Annotated in this window: 14 protein-coding genes; 7 read left to right on the forward strand and 7 right to left on the reverse strand. The window is 69.0% G+C overall.

What is annotated here, in order from left to right; translation table 11 throughout:
- A partial coding sequence (bcsP, locus tag AOZ49_RS05455; protein WP_231690250.1) for a cellulose biosynthesis protein BcsP occupies nucleotides 1-248 on the reverse strand: 248 nt, incomplete at its 3' end.
- Between the two features lie 15 nt (nucleotides 249-263).
- Complete coding sequence (locus tag AOZ49_RS05460; RefSeq protein ID WP_231690251.1) at nucleotides 264-719, reverse strand: cellulose biosynthesis protein BcsD; 456 nt, start codon at nucleotides 717-719, stop codon at nucleotides 264-266.
- 671 nt (nucleotides 720-1,390) lie between these two features.
- On the opposite strand from AOZ49_RS05460, the gene AOZ49_RS05465 reads away from it, so the two are divergent.
- Together AOZ49_RS05465 and AOZ49_RS05470 are read left to right on the forward strand one after the other, a co-directional pair.
- Nucleotides 1,391-2,809, forward strand: coding sequence for a mannose-1-phosphate guanylyltransferase/mannose-6-phosphate isomerase (locus AOZ49_RS05465; RefSeq protein ID WP_054474554.1), 1,419 nt, complete (start codon nucleotides 1,391-1,393; stop codon nucleotides 2,807-2,809).
- Nucleotides 2,810-3,042: 233 nt separating this feature from the next.
- The gene (locus AOZ49_RS05470) at nucleotides 3,043-4,248 is read left to right on the forward strand and encodes an undecaprenyl-phosphate glucose phosphotransferase (RefSeq protein ID WP_231690252.1); all 1,206 of its coding nucleotides are present in this window, start codon (nucleotides 3,043-3,045) and stop codon (nucleotides 4,246-4,248) included.
- Nucleotides 4,249-4,252: 4 nt separating this feature from the next.
- Here AOZ49_RS05470 and AOZ49_RS05475 read toward each other — a convergent pair whose 3' ends face one another.
- Together AOZ49_RS05475 and AOZ49_RS05480 are read right to left on the reverse strand one after the other, a co-directional pair.
- The gene (locus AOZ49_RS05475; RefSeq protein WP_156333385.1) at nucleotides 4,253-5,596 is read right to left on the reverse strand and encodes a hypothetical protein; all 1,344 of its coding nucleotides are present in this window, start codon (nucleotides 5,594-5,596) and stop codon (nucleotides 4,253-4,255) included.
- Nucleotides 5,593-6,357: a WecB/TagA/CpsF family glycosyltransferase gene (locus tag AOZ49_RS05480; protein ID WP_054430928.1), complete on the reverse strand. Its 765-nt coding sequence runs from the start codon at nucleotides 6,355-6,357 to the stop codon at nucleotides 5,593-5,595. Before AOZ49_RS05480 ends, AOZ49_RS05475 begins: the two co-directional genes overlap by 4 nt.
- A 338-nt stretch (nucleotides 6,358-6,695) precedes the next feature.
- Here AOZ49_RS05480 and AOZ49_RS05485 point away from each other — a divergent pair, with 338 nt between their 5' ends.
- From AOZ49_RS05485 to AOZ49_RS05505, 5 genes are read left to right on the forward strand one after another with little or no spacing between them, the layout of a single operon-like run.
- Entirely contained in the window at nucleotides 6,696-7,748 is a 1,053-nt protein-coding gene (locus AOZ49_RS05485) for an SLBB domain-containing protein (protein ID WP_156350052.1), read from the forward strand.
- Nucleotides 7,748-8,509, forward strand: coding sequence for an SGNH/GDSL hydrolase family protein (locus AOZ49_RS05490; RefSeq protein WP_054474556.1), 762 nt, complete (start codon nucleotides 7,748-7,750; stop codon nucleotides 8,507-8,509). The genes AOZ49_RS05485 and AOZ49_RS05490 overlap by 1 nt, the downstream gene beginning before the upstream one ends.
- 58 nt (nucleotides 8,510-8,567) lie before the next feature.
- On the forward strand, nucleotides 8,568-10,250 hold the full coding sequence (locus AOZ49_RS05495; RefSeq protein WP_054474557.1) for an FAD-dependent oxidoreductase: 1,683 nt from the start codon (nucleotides 8,568-8,570) through the stop codon (nucleotides 10,248-10,250).
- Nucleotides 10,247-11,179: an NAD-dependent epimerase/dehydratase family protein gene (locus tag AOZ49_RS05500; protein WP_054474558.1), complete on the forward strand. Its 933-nt coding sequence runs from the start codon at nucleotides 10,247-10,249 to the stop codon at nucleotides 11,177-11,179. The genes AOZ49_RS05495 and AOZ49_RS05500 overlap by 4 nt, the downstream gene beginning before the upstream one ends.
- 26 nt (nucleotides 11,180-11,205) lie before the next feature.
- Nucleotides 11,206-12,222, forward strand: coding sequence for a capsular biosynthesis protein (locus AOZ49_RS05505; protein WP_082380333.1), 1,017 nt, complete (start codon nucleotides 11,206-11,208; stop codon nucleotides 12,220-12,222).
- Here AOZ49_RS05505 and AOZ49_RS05510 read toward each other — a convergent pair.
- From AOZ49_RS05510 to AOZ49_RS05520, 3 genes are read right to left on the reverse strand one after another with little or no spacing between them, the layout of a single operon-like run.
- Entirely contained in the window at nucleotides 12,194-13,258 is a 1,065-nt protein-coding gene (locus tag AOZ49_RS05510) for an acyltransferase family protein (protein WP_054474559.1), read from the reverse strand. The genes AOZ49_RS05505 and AOZ49_RS05510 overlap by 29 nt on opposite strands.
- Before the next feature lie 6 nt (nucleotides 13,259-13,264).
- Nucleotides 13,265-14,554 carry a lipopolysaccharide biosynthesis protein gene (locus AOZ49_RS05515; RefSeq protein ID WP_054474560.1) on the reverse strand — a complete coding sequence of 430 codons (1,290 nt, stop codon included), beginning with the start codon at nucleotides 14,552-14,554 and terminating at the stop codon, nucleotides 13,265-13,267.
- A complete protein-coding gene (locus AOZ49_RS05520) occupies nucleotides 14,551-15,741 on the reverse strand; it encodes a glycosyltransferase family 2 protein (protein WP_054474561.1) in 1,191 nt (396 codons plus the stop codon). The genes AOZ49_RS05515 and AOZ49_RS05520 overlap by 4 nt, the downstream gene beginning before the upstream one ends.
- Nucleotides 15,742-15,744 lie beyond the last annotated feature (3 nt).

Consider the following 15,744-nt stretch of genomic DNA (forward strand, 5'->3'; position numbering starts at 1 on the left):
CGGGACAACGGCAGCGCCGACACGGCCGCGCCGGGCGCCAGCGGCCAGGCCACGGCCTGCGCGGGGCGGTCGGCGGGCGAATCGCCGGCGGCGGGCGGCACGCTGGCTTGCCCCGGCCGGATGCGGCTCAGCAACGGCCAGCGGCCGCGCGCGGCGTGGGCCCGGTCCTCGCGGCCGATCTCGCGATAGTTGCGGGGATCGCCCCCGAACTCGCGATACAGGCTGGTGATGTCGTTGTCGTCTCTCATCCGTGGTCCCGCGTCCTAGCGGCCGAACCGGTAGAGAATGACACCGTGTTCATCGGACGCGCGCTGCTGCGTCACCTTCAACTGCGCATCGGCGCCCAGCAGGCGCATCCACGATTCGTAGGCGCCTTCCAGGAACCCCGCGCTCCAGTCCAGGTGCGTGGCGCCGAACGCCGCGCGCAGCGGCGCGCAGTAGTGCGCCAGCGCCAGGTGATCCTCGGCTTCTTCGATTTCCACCCAGCCCCAGTCCAGCGGACGCCAGACCTGATTGATGGCGGACTGCATCTCGACGATCGACGCGGCGCTCGACAGCGCATGCTTGTCGGCGAATGTCTCGCCGGCGCGCCGCATCAGCGTGTGCAAGCGCTGCACGGTCAGATCCTGCGACAGCTCCTGGGCGAAGGCCGCCAGCACATCGCGCCACTGGCTGGCACAGAGTCGATCATCGAGGTGGGAGAGGATGGCGCTTTGCACGTTGTTCCTTCGTCATGGACAGGCGACAGGACTTGGCCCGCAAGCGTCAGCGCGACGCGCCGCGGGACCAGGGCAAGTGTTGAAAGGCAAGGCTAGCAGGCATGCGGCGGGCCGGGTAAAGGCCGCCATGCCGAGTTGTTTCATACAGGCGTCGACGCGAATCGAGGCCGCGCGCGGGAAACCGCGCGTCAAGGGAGGCGCGGACGACACGGGGGACATCCTGGCTTTCAGGCTTTGCATAGCCTGCATCCGCGAGTTGGCAAGGCGGAGCTGCGGTACTTTAGGCCGCATTCTTGGAGCATGACCTTGCGTCTTAGACGGCAGCGCGTGGTGTCATCGGTTTGAAGTCTTTTCACGGATGCTCGTAAACGTTTTGTTTCGGGCAGTATTAACGCGTGCTGACTTATATTGCCGATAATAGCAAAATGCATCGATATATATGCATCCAGCCTGCGCTGCGGCACAGTCTTTTAGTATAGTGAAGACAACAATCAATTTAAAGACATACACATCTTAAAGATCTTAAAGATTTGCAAACACTTTGCCACAGCCGATTGCGCAGCCTTTATAGTTGAGGCCGCTGGCAGGACGCAGACCGTGTGCCGCGACCGATGAGTATCCCGCCCCGCTGCGCCACGCGCCGCCGGCGACAAGATTGCAAGGGACTTCCGATGTCGAGTACCACGCCGCAACTGCGTTCCGTACTGCTGGTAGGCGGCACCGGCAGCCGTCTATGGCCGCTGTCCCGCGGCAGCTACCCCAAACAATTCCTCCCCCTGCTTGGCGACCTCTCCCCGCTGCAGGCCACCTGTGAACGCGTGGCCGGCCTGGGCGGCCTGGCGCCGATCTTCGTGGCCAACGAGGAACACCGCTTCATCGTCGCCGAACAACTGCGCCAGATCGGCCAGCAGCAACCCACCGTCCTGCTCGAACCCGTCGGCCGCAACACGGCGCCGGCCATCGCCCTGGCCGCCCTGCTGGCGCAGGCCGAGGGCGCCGACCCCGTGCTGCTGGTGTTGCCTTCCGACCACGCGGTGCCCGACGTCGAGCGCTTCCACGACGCCGTGCGCCAGGCGCCGCCGGCCGCCGAGGCCGGCCGCCTGGTCACCTTCGGCATCCAGCCCACCTACGCCGAGACCGGCTACGGCTACATCCGCGCCGGCGCCACCCACGACGGCGTGGCCGACGTCGAGGCCTTCGTCGAGAAACCCGACGCGGCCACCGCGGCGCAATACCTGGCGAGCGGCCAGTACTTCTGGAACAGCGGCATGTTCCTGTTCCGCGCCTCGCGCTACCTGCAGGCCCTGCAGGCGCACCGCCCGGACATCCTGGCGGCCTGCCGCCTGGCCATGACCGCGCCGCGCCACGACGGCGACTTCCTGCGCATCGACGAGGCCGCCTTTGCCGCCTGCCCGTCCGACTCCATCGACTACGCCGTCATGGAACGCGATGCGGGCGTGGCCATGGTGCCGCTGGACGCCGGCTGGAGCGACATCGGCTCGTTCGCCTCGTTGTGGCAGCTGGCGCCGCAGGACGCCGACGGCAACGCCTTGCGCGGCGACGTGGTGGCCGAGGATTGCCATGGCGTCTACGCCTATTCCAGCCACCGCCTGGTCACGCTGCTGGGGCTGGAGGACACCGTGGTGGTCGAGACCGCCGACGCCCTGCTGGTAGCGGCGCGCGACAAGGTGCAGGACGTGCGCCGCATCGTCGCCCGCCTGAACCAGGCCAGGCGTCCGCAGGCCACGGCCCACCGCCTGACCTACCGGCCGTGGGGCAGCTACGACGCCATCGACAACGGCGACCGCTTCCAGGTCAAGCGCATCCGCGTGGCGCCCGGCGGCCGGCTGTCGCTGCAGATGCACCACCACCGGGCCGAACACTGGATCGTCGTCACCGGCACGGCGCGCGTCACGCGCGGCGACGAGGTCTTCCTGCTGACGGAAAACCAGTCCACGTATATTCCTCTGGGTGTAAAACACCGCCTGGAGAATCCGGGTTCCATCGACCTGGAGCTGATAGAAGTGCAGTCCGGCCCGTATCTGGGCGAGGACGATATTGTGCGGTTTGATGATGTCTACGGTCGCTGATCCCCCCACCACCTTTTCCATGCTCACCTACGCGACGCCCAGCCACCCTCAGCGCTCCTTCATGGCCCTCACGGGCCTGATCTGCGCGCTGATCAACGCCGGCACCTTTCTCGGCCTGACACTGGCCGAGGACATGGCGTCGCCCCATCTTCCGCGGCTGGATTCCGGTCATCCTCGCCGCGGGCGCCTCCATCGCCTTCGCCCGCTTCACCCTGCTGATCAGCGCCCGCAGCGTGTGGTGGATGCTGAGCCGCGGCGTGATGCGCTGGTTCAGCGTGCTGTTCCTGGCGCTGGTCGCGCTGTTCTTCCTGCCCGGCAGCGCCACCGACACCGAGTCGCTGCGCGTGCTGCTGCTGAAGTGGGCGGCCATCACCCTGCCGCTGCAGGTCCTTGCCCTCTACGGCCTGCGCCGCACCGCCTATCGCCTGAACAACGCGTCCGCCAGCCGCCGCTCGGCCGTGTTCTTCGGCATGGGCCCCGAAGCGCGCAAGCTCGCCATGCGTCTGCAGCGCTCGCCCATCCTGGGCATCCACACGGCGGGCTATTACGCCGAGGAGCAAGTGCGCACGCGCAAGGGCGAGCCGACGCCGCCGCCCTATCTGGGCCGTTATCCGGACGCGCTGACCCGCATCGAGGCGGGCGAATACGGCATGGCCTTCGTCACGCTGGACGACACCAAGGACAACCCGGTCGTACTCAACCTCATGAACCGGCTGTATGACTCGACGGCCGCCATCTACCTGATGCCCGAGTCGCCGTTCCTGGGCGAACTGACGGCCAGCAGCGCCGAAATCGCCGGCGTGCCGCTGCTGGCGCTGCACGAAACGCACATGCAGGGTCTGTCGCGCAGCCTCAAGCGCGCCATGGACCTGACGCTGGGCGGCCTGATGCTGCTGCTGGCGTCGCCGGTGATGCTGGTGATCGCGCTGGCCATCAAGCTCGACTCGCCCGGGCCGGTCATCTTCCGCCAGATGCGCTATGGCGAACGCGGGCTGCCGATCACGGTGTTCAAGTTCCGTTCCATGCGCGCCAACGCCGGCGCCGAGGCCGATGGCACGCTGCGCCAGGCGCAACAGGGCGATTCGCGCGTGACGCGCATCGGCCGCTTCCTGCGCAAGAGTTCGCTGGACGAGCTGCCGCAGCTGTTCAACGTGATGGCCGGCACCATGAGCCTGGTCGGCCCGCGCCCGCACGCGGCCGAGCACAACGAGATCTACCGACGCATGATCCAGGGCTACATGCTGCGCCACAGCGTCAAGCCCGGCATCACCGGCTGGGCCCAGATCCACGGCCTGCGCGGCGAGACCGACACCACCGACAAGATGCTGCAGCGCGTGCGCTACGACCGCTACTACATCGCCAACTGGTCGCTGATGCTGGACCTGAAGATCCTGTTCCGCACCGTGCTCGTGATCTTCTGGGACCGCAACGCCTACTGAGCGTTCAGGGTTCCTCGCCCATCGGATCGCACATCGCCAGTTCCGGTCGCCGCCATTGGCAGTCGGTCGGCTGCATCATCAGCCGCAGATTTTCCTTGCCGCGGCTGCCGAAGGTGTATTCCAGCCCGACGCGCACGAAGTTCTGGTTGTAGCTGTCGCCAGCGGATTCGCCCATCTGCCGATCGCGGTAGACATCGACGGTCCAGCGCAGGTTGTCTTCCTGCTGCCATTGCACGCGCGCGCCGAAGCGGCGGATCTGCAGGGTCTGGTCATTGCCGCCGGTGAAGGCGGTGTTGCGCTGGCGGGTCAGCTCGGCGCCCAGCTGGAACGCGGTCTTGACCGTGGGCCGCCACGTCACCGAGGCCAGGCCGCCGGTCTGGATCGAATACAGCACGGTGGGATCGTCGTCATAGGCGTAGGGCCGGCGCCACAGCTGCAGGTCCAGGCGCGTCTTGGGCGAATAGTCCCAGGTGGCGCGGCCGGCGAAGGTGAACAGATTGGTGTCGCGGTCGCCCAGGTGTTCGTAGCTGCGCTTGAGCAGGCCGACGCGCGCCTGCAGCAGGGTCTTGGGGCTGTACTCCCAGCGCGCCGCGGCGAAAGCCTCGTTATCGGTGTAGCGGTCATCGATGGTCGCGACCAGTTCCGGCGTGCGGCCGTAGTAATCGACCTCGGTATGGCGCAAGCCCGTCTGCGCGAAGGAGCGGCCGAATCCGGCATAGCGCGCCGACAGCTGCCAGCCCTGGTCCTTGCGGTCGTAGAGCGTGCGGTTGACGTCCTGGTCGTAGCGCGTGCCGTTGCTGAAGACGCCGAACACGGGCAGCGTCAGCCGCTCCGAGACGCGCAAGCCCAGTTCGGCGGACTTGTTGTCGCGGGTCTGCTGGTCGCGATCGGGCCAGGTGTTCGCCATGTTCGGATTGAGCTGGCGCTGGTAGCCGTAGTCGAAGCGCCCGGCGAACAGGCGGCCGGCGCGCCAGTGCAGCGTCGACAGCATGTTGCTCGGCTGGTGATCGAGCTGCCGGTTGTTGCTGTAGCGGGCGTCGGACAGCGTGCCGCCCATGTCCAGCCGGGTGTCGTCGGACAGCAGCGGCATGCGCAGCCCCAGGCCCATCGACTTGACCCACACGCCCGCGCCGCGGATGTCGGAAGACGACTGCGGCAAGCGCGCGGGATTGCTCTGGTATTGGTAGGAACTGCCCAGCTGCACCGCGTAATCGGCCGGCCCCGGCGCGCCGACCGCCTGGGCGCCGCACAGCATCAGGCTGGCCGCGGCCAGCTTGCGTCCGATCGTGAACGTGCCTCGCGTGGCCCCGCCATCCACGGCAAGGCTGGCGCTGGGGCGCAAGATCACGGCGCCGAGCCGCGCCGCTTGCGCCACTGCCGCCAGCAAAGCCCCAGGAAGCGAGGATCGTCGACCAGGTAACGGCGCCACAGGCGGCGCGGATTGCTGGCCAGGCGCCACAGCCATTCCAGGCCGACGCGCTGCATCCACATGGGCGCCCGGCGCTGCAGGCCGATGGCGAATTCCATCGCGGCGCCCACGCACAGCAGGATGCCGCCGGGCAATTCACCGGCGTGATGCAGCACCCAGTGTTCCTGCTTGGGCATGCCCACGCACAGGAAAACGACATCGGGCTGGCGCTCGCGCACCCGGTCGGCATAGGCCTGCCCTTCGGGTCCGAGCGGATCGAAGCGCATCGAGGGGCTGACGATATCGATGTTCAAGCCCGGGTAATACTGCGCGAAACGCGCGAGCAGGTCAGGCTCGGAGCCGGGCATGCCGCCCAGCAGCATCACTTGCCAGCCCTCGCGCTGGGCGCGCTGGCACAGCGCGACGAACAGGTCGGAACCGGTGATGCGTTCGGGCAGCGGCTGGCCCAGGAAACGGCTGGCCCACACCACCGGCATGCCGTCGGCGAAGATGAAATCGGCCTGGGCGTAGCGCTCGCGGAATTCCGGCGAGGCATCCAGGCGCACCACATGATCGACGTTGGGCGTAACCACGATGCGGGCGCGGCCGTCGCGGCGCACGGCCGCCTGCGCCAGGCCTTCGACGGCCTCATCGAAGGAAACTGCCGCGATATCGAGGTCGAACAGCCGCACGACGGGCATGACGGGGATATCGTCGTTCGCAGTTCCGCGGGGGTCGGATACGTGCTCTGAACTGTGCAAGGAGAATCTCGCTACGAAGGGCGGTAAGCTCGGGAACAATGGTCTCACGTTTGCGTTTGAGAAAACCACATTCATCGAGCCGGCACGCGCGTATTGTATTTAAAATACCCGTAGTGTGGCGTTTTGCTTCGGCTACTATTGGACGCGCGCAACCTTTAACCAAAGGATCGGAGAATAACGTGGCGTGTCTGACGACGATGTGGCGAAGAGCGATGTTGGCGGCGCTGCTGGCCTGTGCACAACCGGCAGGCGCGCAGGACCTGCCGATTCCAGACCCCGTGTCTCCGTCCCGTCCGGCCGCCACCTCGCCCGACAACGACTTCAAGCGCTACAACGCGCCCTACGAGTCCCCCGCCTACACCCCGCCCGCCCCCGTTGGCGCGCCCGTGCGCCCGCAACCGACCACGCCGGTCGCCGCCCCGCCCCCGCCGCCCGCCGCCTATACGCCGCCGGCCGTGCCGCCCGCGGTCAAGAGCGGCAGCGGCGACCGCGGCACCGACCGCAACATGGCCGGTAACCGGCTGCCGGAGAACGGCGTCGTGCAGCCGCCGCGCCAGGCCGCCGCGGCGCCGGTCGACCCCGCCCTGGAGCAGGCCATCGGCAGCGCCATTGGCGCGGTCGGACCGGGCGACACGCTCAACATCAACATCCTCGGCACCGGCGGCACCCAGGCCCGCGCCACCGTCGACGCCGACGGCCAGATCGTGGTGCCCATGCTGGGCAACATCCGCGCCTCGGGCCTCACGCCCGCCGCCATCGGCAAACGCATCGAGCAGGACCTGCGCAGCAAGGGCTTCATGACCGATCCGCAGGTGTCTGTCGAGGTCGTCACGCTGCGCAGCCGCATCGTGTCGGTGCTGGGCCAGGTCGCGCGGCCGGGCCGCTACCCGATCGAAGGCAAACTGTCGGTGCTGGAACTGCTGGCCATGGCCGGCGGCGCCACCGGCGGCGCCGGCGATGTTGCCACCCTGGTGCGCCGCGCCGGCGGCGGCAACGACCGCATCAATCTGTACGTCGGCAATCGCCAGTCGCCCTCGCAGAGCCTGCAGGACACCGAACTGCAGCCGGGCGACGTGGTGTTCGTGCCGGAAGCGCCGCGCTTCTACGTCTACGGCGAAGTCGGCAAGCCCGGCGCCTATCCGCTGGAACAGGGCCTGAACATCATGCGCGCCCTGGCGGTCGCCGGCGGCCTGACGCCGCGCGCCTCCGACAGCCGCATCGACCTCAACCGCACCGACGCGCTGACCGGCGAGATCACCGACCGGCGCGCCAAGCTGACCGACGCGGTCCAGCCAGGCGACGTCATCCACGTCAACGAGCGCTTCTTCTGATGAACCGCCGCACCCTGCTCTCGGCCCTGCTGCTGGCCCCGGGATGCGCCGCGCTGCCCGCCTGGGCGCGCGCCCCGCGCATCTACGCCGTGGTGGTCGGCGACTCCATCGCCGAAGGCGAGATCCAGCGCAAGGGCCGCCTGAACGTGCAGGGCCAATTCGTGCCGGACTATCCGTCCAACCCGGGCCAGCTCTCCTACGAACTGGCGCGCTATTCCGGCGTGTTCCATTTCAACCATGGCATCGGCGGCCAGATGTCGGCGCAGGTCCGCGCGCGCTGGCGCCGCGACGTGCTGGCCGAGGAATACGATCCCGGCGATGGCCGCGGCGCGCGCACCCTGCCCGCCGGCACGCGACCGAGCCTGGCGTACCTGCACGTCGGCATCAACGATGTCGCCGTCGGCATGGTGCCGCTGCAGACTCTGCAGGACAACTTCACCTACTTCGCGCAGACCACGGCGAAGCTGGGCATTCCGCTGGTCGTGGACAACGTCGGCGCCTATCTCGGCATGACGCCGCCCATGATCGAACTGACCCGCGCCTTCAACGACTGGCTGCTGCAGGAATTGCCGCGCCAGTACCCGCACGTGCGGGTCGTCGACTACCTGTACTGGTCCAGCGGCGGCACCAACGATTTCCTCAAACTGGCGCCGGGCATGTTCGCCGACGGCGTGCATCCGAACATCGCCGGCTATACCGCCTTCGCGGGCTACATCCACGAAACGCTGAAGCTGCCGGCGGGCGCCGCCGTGCGATACTGATGCCCCTGGTCCGCGCACGCGCGGCGCCAGGCTTGCGGCGCCTGCCCGGAGCGACACGATGATCCTGGACGCCAACACCATTCCGAACGGCTCGACCCTCGCCGCCGACCTGTGCATCGTCGGCGGTGGCGCCGCCGGCATCACGCTGGCCCTGGCCTTGCTGGACAGCGGCCTGGACGTCGTGCTGCTCGAAAGCGGCGACCCGGCCGAGGACAAGGCCACCCAGGCGCTCTACGCCGGCAGCGTCGCCGACGCGCGCATGCACCCCGAGCCCGAGCGCTACCGCCAGCGCCGCATGGGCGGCTCCACCACCATCTGGGGTGGCCGCTGCATGCCGTTCGATCCCATCGACTTCGAGCCGCGCGACTACATCGCGCACAGCGGCTGGCCCATCGGCCTGGACGACCTGCGGCCCTACTACCCGCGCGCCAACCAGCTGTGCGAAGCGGGCGATTTCGCCTACACCGTCGAGACCGCCTTCCATCGCCCCGTGCGGCCGATGATCGAAGGCTTCGACAGCCCCGAGTTCTCCACCGACACGCTGGAACGCTTCAGCGTGCCCACCGATTTCGGCTGGCGCTACGCCGAGCGGCTGCGCCAGGGCCCCGTGCGCGTGCTGCAGAACGCCAACCTGTGCCAACTCGACAGCGGCGCGGCCGGCGCCCCCGTCGGCCCGGCCCGGGTCCGCACGCTGGCCGGCAACAATGTCTTCACGGTCCGGGCGCGCGCCTACGTGCTCGCCACCGGCGGCCTGGAAACCGCGCGGCTGCTGCTCGCCAACCCCGGCGCCAGCGGCCGCGGACTGGGCAACGCCCACGACGTGGTGGGCCGCTACTACATGTGCCACATCGCCGGCACCATCGGCAACGTGGACCTGGCCGGCGCCCGTTCCGTCTGGCATGGCTACGAGGTCTCCGACGAAGGCATCTATTGCCGCCGGCGCCTGGCCCTGCAACCCGAGGCGCAGCGCCGCCTGCACGCCGGCAACTTCATCGCGCGCCTGCACCATCCGCGCATTCCGGATCCCGGGCACGGCAGCGGCGTTCTGTCGGCGCTGTACCTGGCCCGTCCCGTCGTGCCCTACGAATACGCCAAGCGGCTGTATGGCGACACGCCGGGTTCACGCGGCCTGTGGCTCAGCCACCTGCGCAACGTGCTGCTGGGCGCGCCGGCCACCGCGCGCTTCATGTGGCACATGCTGACCGAACGCAAGCTGGCCGCGCGCAAGTTTCCGTCCATCATCGTCCACCCGCGCAACCGCCGCTACAGCCTCGACTTCCACGCGGAGCAGGAGCCCAACCCCGACAGCCGCGTCACGCTGGGCAACGACGTCGACGCGCTCGGCATGCGCCGCCTGCACATCGACTGGCGCTACACGCCGCGCGACGTAGCCACCGTGCAGACCGCGCTGGCGGCGCTGGCCGAGGCGCTGGCGGCCAGCGGCGTGGGCCGCTTCGACTACGACCCGGCCCAGGTCGAGGCCGAGATGACGCGCTACGGCGCCTACGGCGGCCACCATATCGGCACGACGCGCATGGGGCACGATCCGCGCGACAGCGTGGTCGATGCCGACTGCCGCGTGCACGAAACCCCCAATCTCTACATCGCCGGCTCGGCGGTCTTCCCGACCTCCGGCCAGGCCAACCCGACCCTGACCATCGTCGCGCTGGCCCTGCGCCTGGCCGATCACCTGCGCCGCGTCCATGCGCCCAGCGACGTAGCCACGGAGACCCGCACATGAAACAACGCATCCTGGTCCTGGGCGCCAACGGCTATGTCGGCCGGCGCGTGGTGGCGGCGCTGACCGCCAGCGACTGGGCCGAACCCGTGGCCGGCGTGCGCCGCGCGCGCCAGCAAGGCCGCGAGATCGTGCTCGACGCCGCCGATCCGGCCGCGGTGACGCGCGCCCTCGGCGACGTCGACGCCGCGGTCAATTGCGTCGCCGGCTCCCCCGACACCATGACGGCCGGCGCCCGCGCGCTGGCGGCCGCGCTCGACGCGCGCGCCACGCGCCTGGTGCATTTCAGCTCCATGGCGGTCTATGGCGCGGCGCGCGGCGACATAAGCGAAGACCACCCCATGGCCGCGAACCTTCAAGGCTATGGCGGCGCCAAGGTCGAAACCGAACGGCTGCTGGCCGCGCGCGACGCCGTCGTCACCTTGCGGCCAGGCTGCATCTACGGCCCCGACAGTCCGCAGTGGAGCCTGCGCATCGCCGACCTGCTGCGCGCGCACCGCATCGGCGACCTGGGCGCGGCCGGCGACGGCTGCAGCAACCTCGTCTACATCGACGACGTCGTGGCGGCCGTGCTGGCCGGGTTGCGCGCGCCGGCCGGAGCCGCGGCCTACAACCTCGCCATGGCCGATGCGCCCGACTGGAACGGCTACTTCCTGGCCTACGCCCGCGCGCTCGGCGCCGTGCCGCTCAAGCGCATCGGCGCGCGCCGCCTGAAGATCGAAACGCACCTGCTGGCGCCGGCATTGAAAATCGCCGAGATCGGCCTGCGGCGCGTGGGCCTGCGCCTGCCGCCGCCGATTCCGCCGTCGCTGGCGCGCCTCTGGCGCCAGCCCATCCGGCTGGTCTCGACCCGCGCCGAGCAGCAGCTCGGCCTGCGCTGGACCTCCCTGCAACAGGGTCTCACGGCCACCGTCGCCGCGCCCCGGACATGATGCCGCCGCAACCAGGAGAACCGGCCGTGGCCTACCCCTATCGCGTCGCCGCCCAGATCAGCATGTACCCCATGGACTATCCCCATGCGGCGCTGCTGCTGCCGCACCAGATCCGTGTCTGGGCGCCCATGGTTGACCGCATCCTCGTCACCATCGACACGCACCGCAGCCGCTCGGGCCGCTATCGCGGCACGCACTTCGACGAATACCGGTCCAAGCTGCTGGCCCTGGCGCAGGACCTGCGCCGCGACATGCCCAAGCTCGACGTCATCGAGGTCGATTACGCGCCGGCGGCCCGCCGCGAGGTGGCGCAATCGTTCTTCGGCGCCGACGACATCCCCGTCAAGGCCTGGGACGGCGGCCCGTTCTACGCCTATTTCTACGGCATGCATCACAGCCAGGCGCGCCACATCGTGCATTTCGACGGCGACATGCTGTTCGGCGGCGGCAGCCACACCTGGGTGGAAGAGGCCATCGCCTACACCGAGCAGGATCCCACCGTGCTGCTGACGGGCCCCTTCCCCGGCCCGCCGCGCACCGACGCCGCGGTCCATGGCCACGGCCTGCCCGCGCCCGAGCGCGTCGAGATCGCCGGCGCCCCCGCCTACCGTTTCCAGAATGCCAGCACGCGCATCTTCATGCTCGACATGGAACGGCTGCGCGCCACGCTCGGCCACCTGCCGCTGCTGCGGCCCGGCGCCGTGCAACGGACCAAATCGCACCTGCTGGGCAATCCCCCGGACGTGCGCGAGGCCGAGGTCATCCTGAGCGAGGTGCTGCGCGCCAACGGCCTGCACCGCGTCGACCTGCTGGGCGCGGCGCCCGGTCTGTGGTCACTGCACCCGCCCTATCGCGGCGCGGAGTTCTATCGCAGGCTGCCGGAACTGATCGCCGCGGTCGAATCGGGCCAGGTGCCCGACGCCCAGCGCGGCCACTACGACATCCACGACAGCATGATCGATTGGACGCCGCAGCGCGCCGCGGCGCGCCGCCACAAACGCTGGCTGCGCCTGCTCAAAGACCGGCTACGGATCGGCGGGTAGCGGCCTTGGAGGCCTCCTGCTCGCGCGGCTTCTTGAAGAGGTTGATCAGCGGCCGCTCCATCAGTTGGTAGACCAGCAGGCCCGCCACCGTGCAGGCCAGGATGCCGACGACGCAGAACGCCACCTGCCCGCCCGGCAGACTGTCCAAGTGCAGCTTGCGCCAACCCTGGCTCACGGCCGACAGCACGAAGGCGTGCGACAGGTAGAGCGAATACGAGGCATCGCCCAGCTTGTGAAGGAAATTCAGGCGCGGCAGCGCCTGGAAGCGTTCCAGCAGGATCGCGCCCACCACGATCGCCGCCGCCGGCACGCCCTGCGCCAGCGGCCGCGAGGCATTCGGGGCCAGCACCGACATCAGCCCGATCACGACGAAGCCGCCCAGCACCAGTGTCCAGCCCAGCGTCGCCGATCCGCCCTTGTGCGGCCGCGAGAACCACCAGCCCACGGCCATGCCCAGCACAAATTCGAGCACGATGTCCGACGTGTAGACCTTGAGGATCGGCGTGTCGTCGCCGACAACGAACCATCCCAGCATGCTCAGGCCGAGCAGCACCAGGGTCGTGATCGCGAAGCGCCAAGCCGTCGGCAGCACCAGCGTCAGGCCGAAGATGACGTAGTAGAGCATCTCGTAATTGAGCGTCCATCCCACCGTCAGCACCGGTTCGATCAGGCCCGCCGGATTCGGCACCATGACGAACAGATACGAGGCGATCACGTGGAACAGGCCGAAGCGGGTGGTCTGCAGCAGCTGCGGCGCGATCAGCATCACCGCCACCGCCACCGAGGTCAGCACCCAGTACAGCGGAATGATGCGCACCGCGCGGCGCCGGTAGAACTCCAGCACGCCGACCTTCTTGCCGCGCGTGGTGATCCACATCAGGAAACCGCTCAGGACGAAGAAGATGTCGACGCCGGCGGCCAGCCAGTGCGGCCAGTAGCCCTGGTAGCCCATGCGCTCGAGCTGCGGATACAAGTGGACCAGCACCACCATCATGGCCGCGACGCCGCGCAGGTACTGAATCGAGAGAATGTCCATGTACGATTACCTGGTACGGTAAGAAGGGAAGGCGTCACCGTCATCGCGCCGCACTTCGCGCCACGCCATGACGATCACCGCCAGGCCATAGCAGGCCTCGCCGGTCAGGATGCCGATCACCGCGCCGATGGGGCCCAGCTGGAGCATGCCCACATAGCTTATCGCCAACGCGATCAGCGCGCAGACCAGCGTGGCCGCGCTCAGCGCCCGGAAGCGCTGGCGCAGCAGCGGCACCATCATGATCGGCTCGCGGATCACCATCAGCACGAACAGGCCGATCCACAGCACCAGCAACAGGTCGCGTTGCGGGAAATCCTTGCGCATCAGGTCCAGGAAGATCCAGTCGCGCAGCAGCCAGATCACCGCGCCGTACAGCAGCGTGAACAGCGCCAGCGCCAGCGAGAACAGCATCAGGCGGCGCAGGGTGCGGCGCGCGCCCATGCCGTGCATCCAGACGGAGGCCAGCGGCGTCAGCTGCTTCTGCATGCCGGCCAGCAGCAGGTTGATCGGCATCAGCGTCAGGCGCGAAGCGGCCAGCGCCGCCACCGCCGCCAGGTCCAGCGTGGCCGCGGTCAGGAAGTTGTAGCCCTGGTTGAACAACCAATAGATGACGCCGCCCGAGGCCGCCCAGAACCCCATGCGGGCGATCTCGCGCAGGCGGCCGGGCGCCGCGTCGCGCTCGATATCACTGGCCAGCACCCGGCGCAGCACGCCGGCGCAGGCCAGCGCCGCCATCGTGCCCGCCAGCAGCGCGCCGGCCGCCGCCACCGGCGTCTTCACCGCCAGCGCGCAGCCGGCCAGCAGCACCGCCACGTAGATCGCGTCCGCGCCCAGCACCTGTTGCGGACGGTGGTACATCAACAGGATGCCGCGCAGGTATTCGCGGTACAGCGCCGCCAGCACCAGGCCGATGGCCGCCACCACCACCAGGGTGGATTCGCCGTCGAACAACCCCATGGCCCAGCCGGCCAGCGCCACGGCCAGCGCCAGCGCGCCGCCCGCCGCCCCCAGCCATTTCTGGTCGCGCAGCAAGCTGCCCATCCACTGGCGCCGCGCCGCCTCGTCCAGGGCGGGCAGGCGGATCACCATCGGCGTGCCGATGAAGGTGCCCTGCAGCGTCGTCAGCAACATCATGGTGTTGAAAGCCAGGATGTAATAGCCGTACTGCGCTTCCGCCGCGTAGCGGATCAGGATCAGGCCGACGCCGAAGTTGGCGGCCGACAGCATGGCCTGGTCGGCAATCGAGCTGCCGAACAGGCGCGCCAGGCCCGAGGCGGAGAGGCGTGTCCGCGTCACTTGGTATCCCGATCGGTCTTGATCCAGTGCTTGTTGCGCCGGTTGCGCAACAGCACGTACAGCTTCCACAGCACGAAGAACGGCACGCGCAGCAGGTCCAGCAGCGCCCGCGGCCCCAGCGGCGACAGCTGCCAGCCGCGCAGCGCGTGCAGCGCCAGCACGCCCAGCAGGACCAGCGCCAACAGCGGCCATGCGGCCAGCCCGGCGCCGGGCAGCAGCCACGCGGCCAGCCCGCCCAGCACCAGCAACGCGCCGATCTGCAGCGCGATGTAGCCCAGCGGCATGGTCAGCAGGTCGATCGCCAGCTCCAGGCAGATCCAGCTCGGCCGCGTGACGGCCTGGCGCAGCAGTCGGCCGACGTAAGTCCGCATCACGGCCAGGCGGCCGCCCTCCCACCGCTGGCGCTGCGTGCGCGACCCGCGCTCGGAAGCCACCAGCTCCGCGTCGGCGCTGGCCTCGTCGATATAGACCACGCGGTGACCGTGCAGGCCCAGCACCACGCCATACTCCAGATCTTCCGCCATCGAATGGATATTGAACGGCACCTCGCGCAGCAGCGCGTGCGTCATGCACATGCCGTTGCCGCGCAGCCCGTTGGAAGCGCGCAGCCGTTCACGCGCGCGGCCCCGCACCGCATGGAAGGCGCCGTAGGCGATGGTGATGATGCGGGTGCGCCACGATTCGTCCGGGTTGAGCACCCCGTAATGCACCTGCATCACGGCCGCCCCCTGCTCGATGCGCGCGGCGTAGGCGGCCAGCAGGTTGGGCGTGACCTCGGTGTCGGCGTCGATCACCGCGACCGCGTGCGCGAAACCGTCGGCCGCGCTGCGCGCGATGCCGTACTCCAGCGCATACCCCTTGCCGCGATGCTGGTCGTCGTGGCGTTCGATCACCTCGGCGCCCGCGGCGCGCGCCAGCGCCGCCGTATCGTCGGTGCAATTGTCGGCGATGACGATGATGCGGTAGTGCTCGCGCGGCCAGTCGATGGCCGCCAGGCTGCGCACCGTGCGCTCGATCACCGCGGTCTCGTTGTGCGCCGGCACCAGGATGTCGAAGCGCATGTCGCGCCGCTGCGGCTGCGGCCGCGGCAGGCGCGCCGACAGCAGCGTCAGCAGGCCCAGATAGGCGGTGGCCGCCGTGACGGGCAAGGCGATGATGAACAGGATCAGGTGCAGGAAGCCGGCCATGTG

Source organism: Achromobacter sp. 2789STDY5608615 (genome assembly GCF_001298995.1).
Lineage (GTDB): Bacteria > Pseudomonadota > Gammaproteobacteria > Burkholderiales > Burkholderiaceae_B > Achromobacter > Achromobacter insuavis.

What these genes read in the sequence shown, in the direction of transcription:
- AOZ49_RS05465 (WP_054474554.1), top strand. Translation starts at nt 1,391, where the DNA reads ATGTCGAGTACCACGCCGCAACTGCGTTCCGTACTGCTGGTAGGCGGC.
- AOZ49_RS05480 (WP_054430928.1), bottom strand. Translation starts at nt 6,357, where the DNA reads ATGCCCGTCGTGCGGCTGTTCGACCTCGATATCGCGGCAGTTTCCTTC.
- AOZ49_RS05490 (WP_054474556.1), top strand. Translation starts at nt 7,748, where the DNA reads ATGAACCGCCGCACCCTGCTCTCGGCCCTGCTGCTGGCCCCGGGATGC.
- AOZ49_RS05495 (WP_054474557.1), top strand. Translation starts at nt 8,568, where the DNA reads ATGATCCTGGACGCCAACACCATTCCGAACGGCTCGACCCTCGCCGCC.
- AOZ49_RS05500 (WP_054474558.1), top strand. Translation starts at nt 10,247, where the DNA reads ATGAAACAACGCATCCTGGTCCTGGGCGCCAACGGCTATGTCGGCCGG.
- AOZ49_RS05510 (WP_054474559.1), bottom strand. Translation starts at nt 13,258, where the DNA reads ATGGACATTCTCTCGATTCAGTACCTGCGCGGCGTCGCGGCCATGATG.
- AOZ49_RS05520 (WP_054474561.1), bottom strand. Translation starts at nt 15,741, where the DNA reads ATGGCCGGCTTCCTGCACCTGATCCTGTTCATCATCGCCTTGCCCGTC.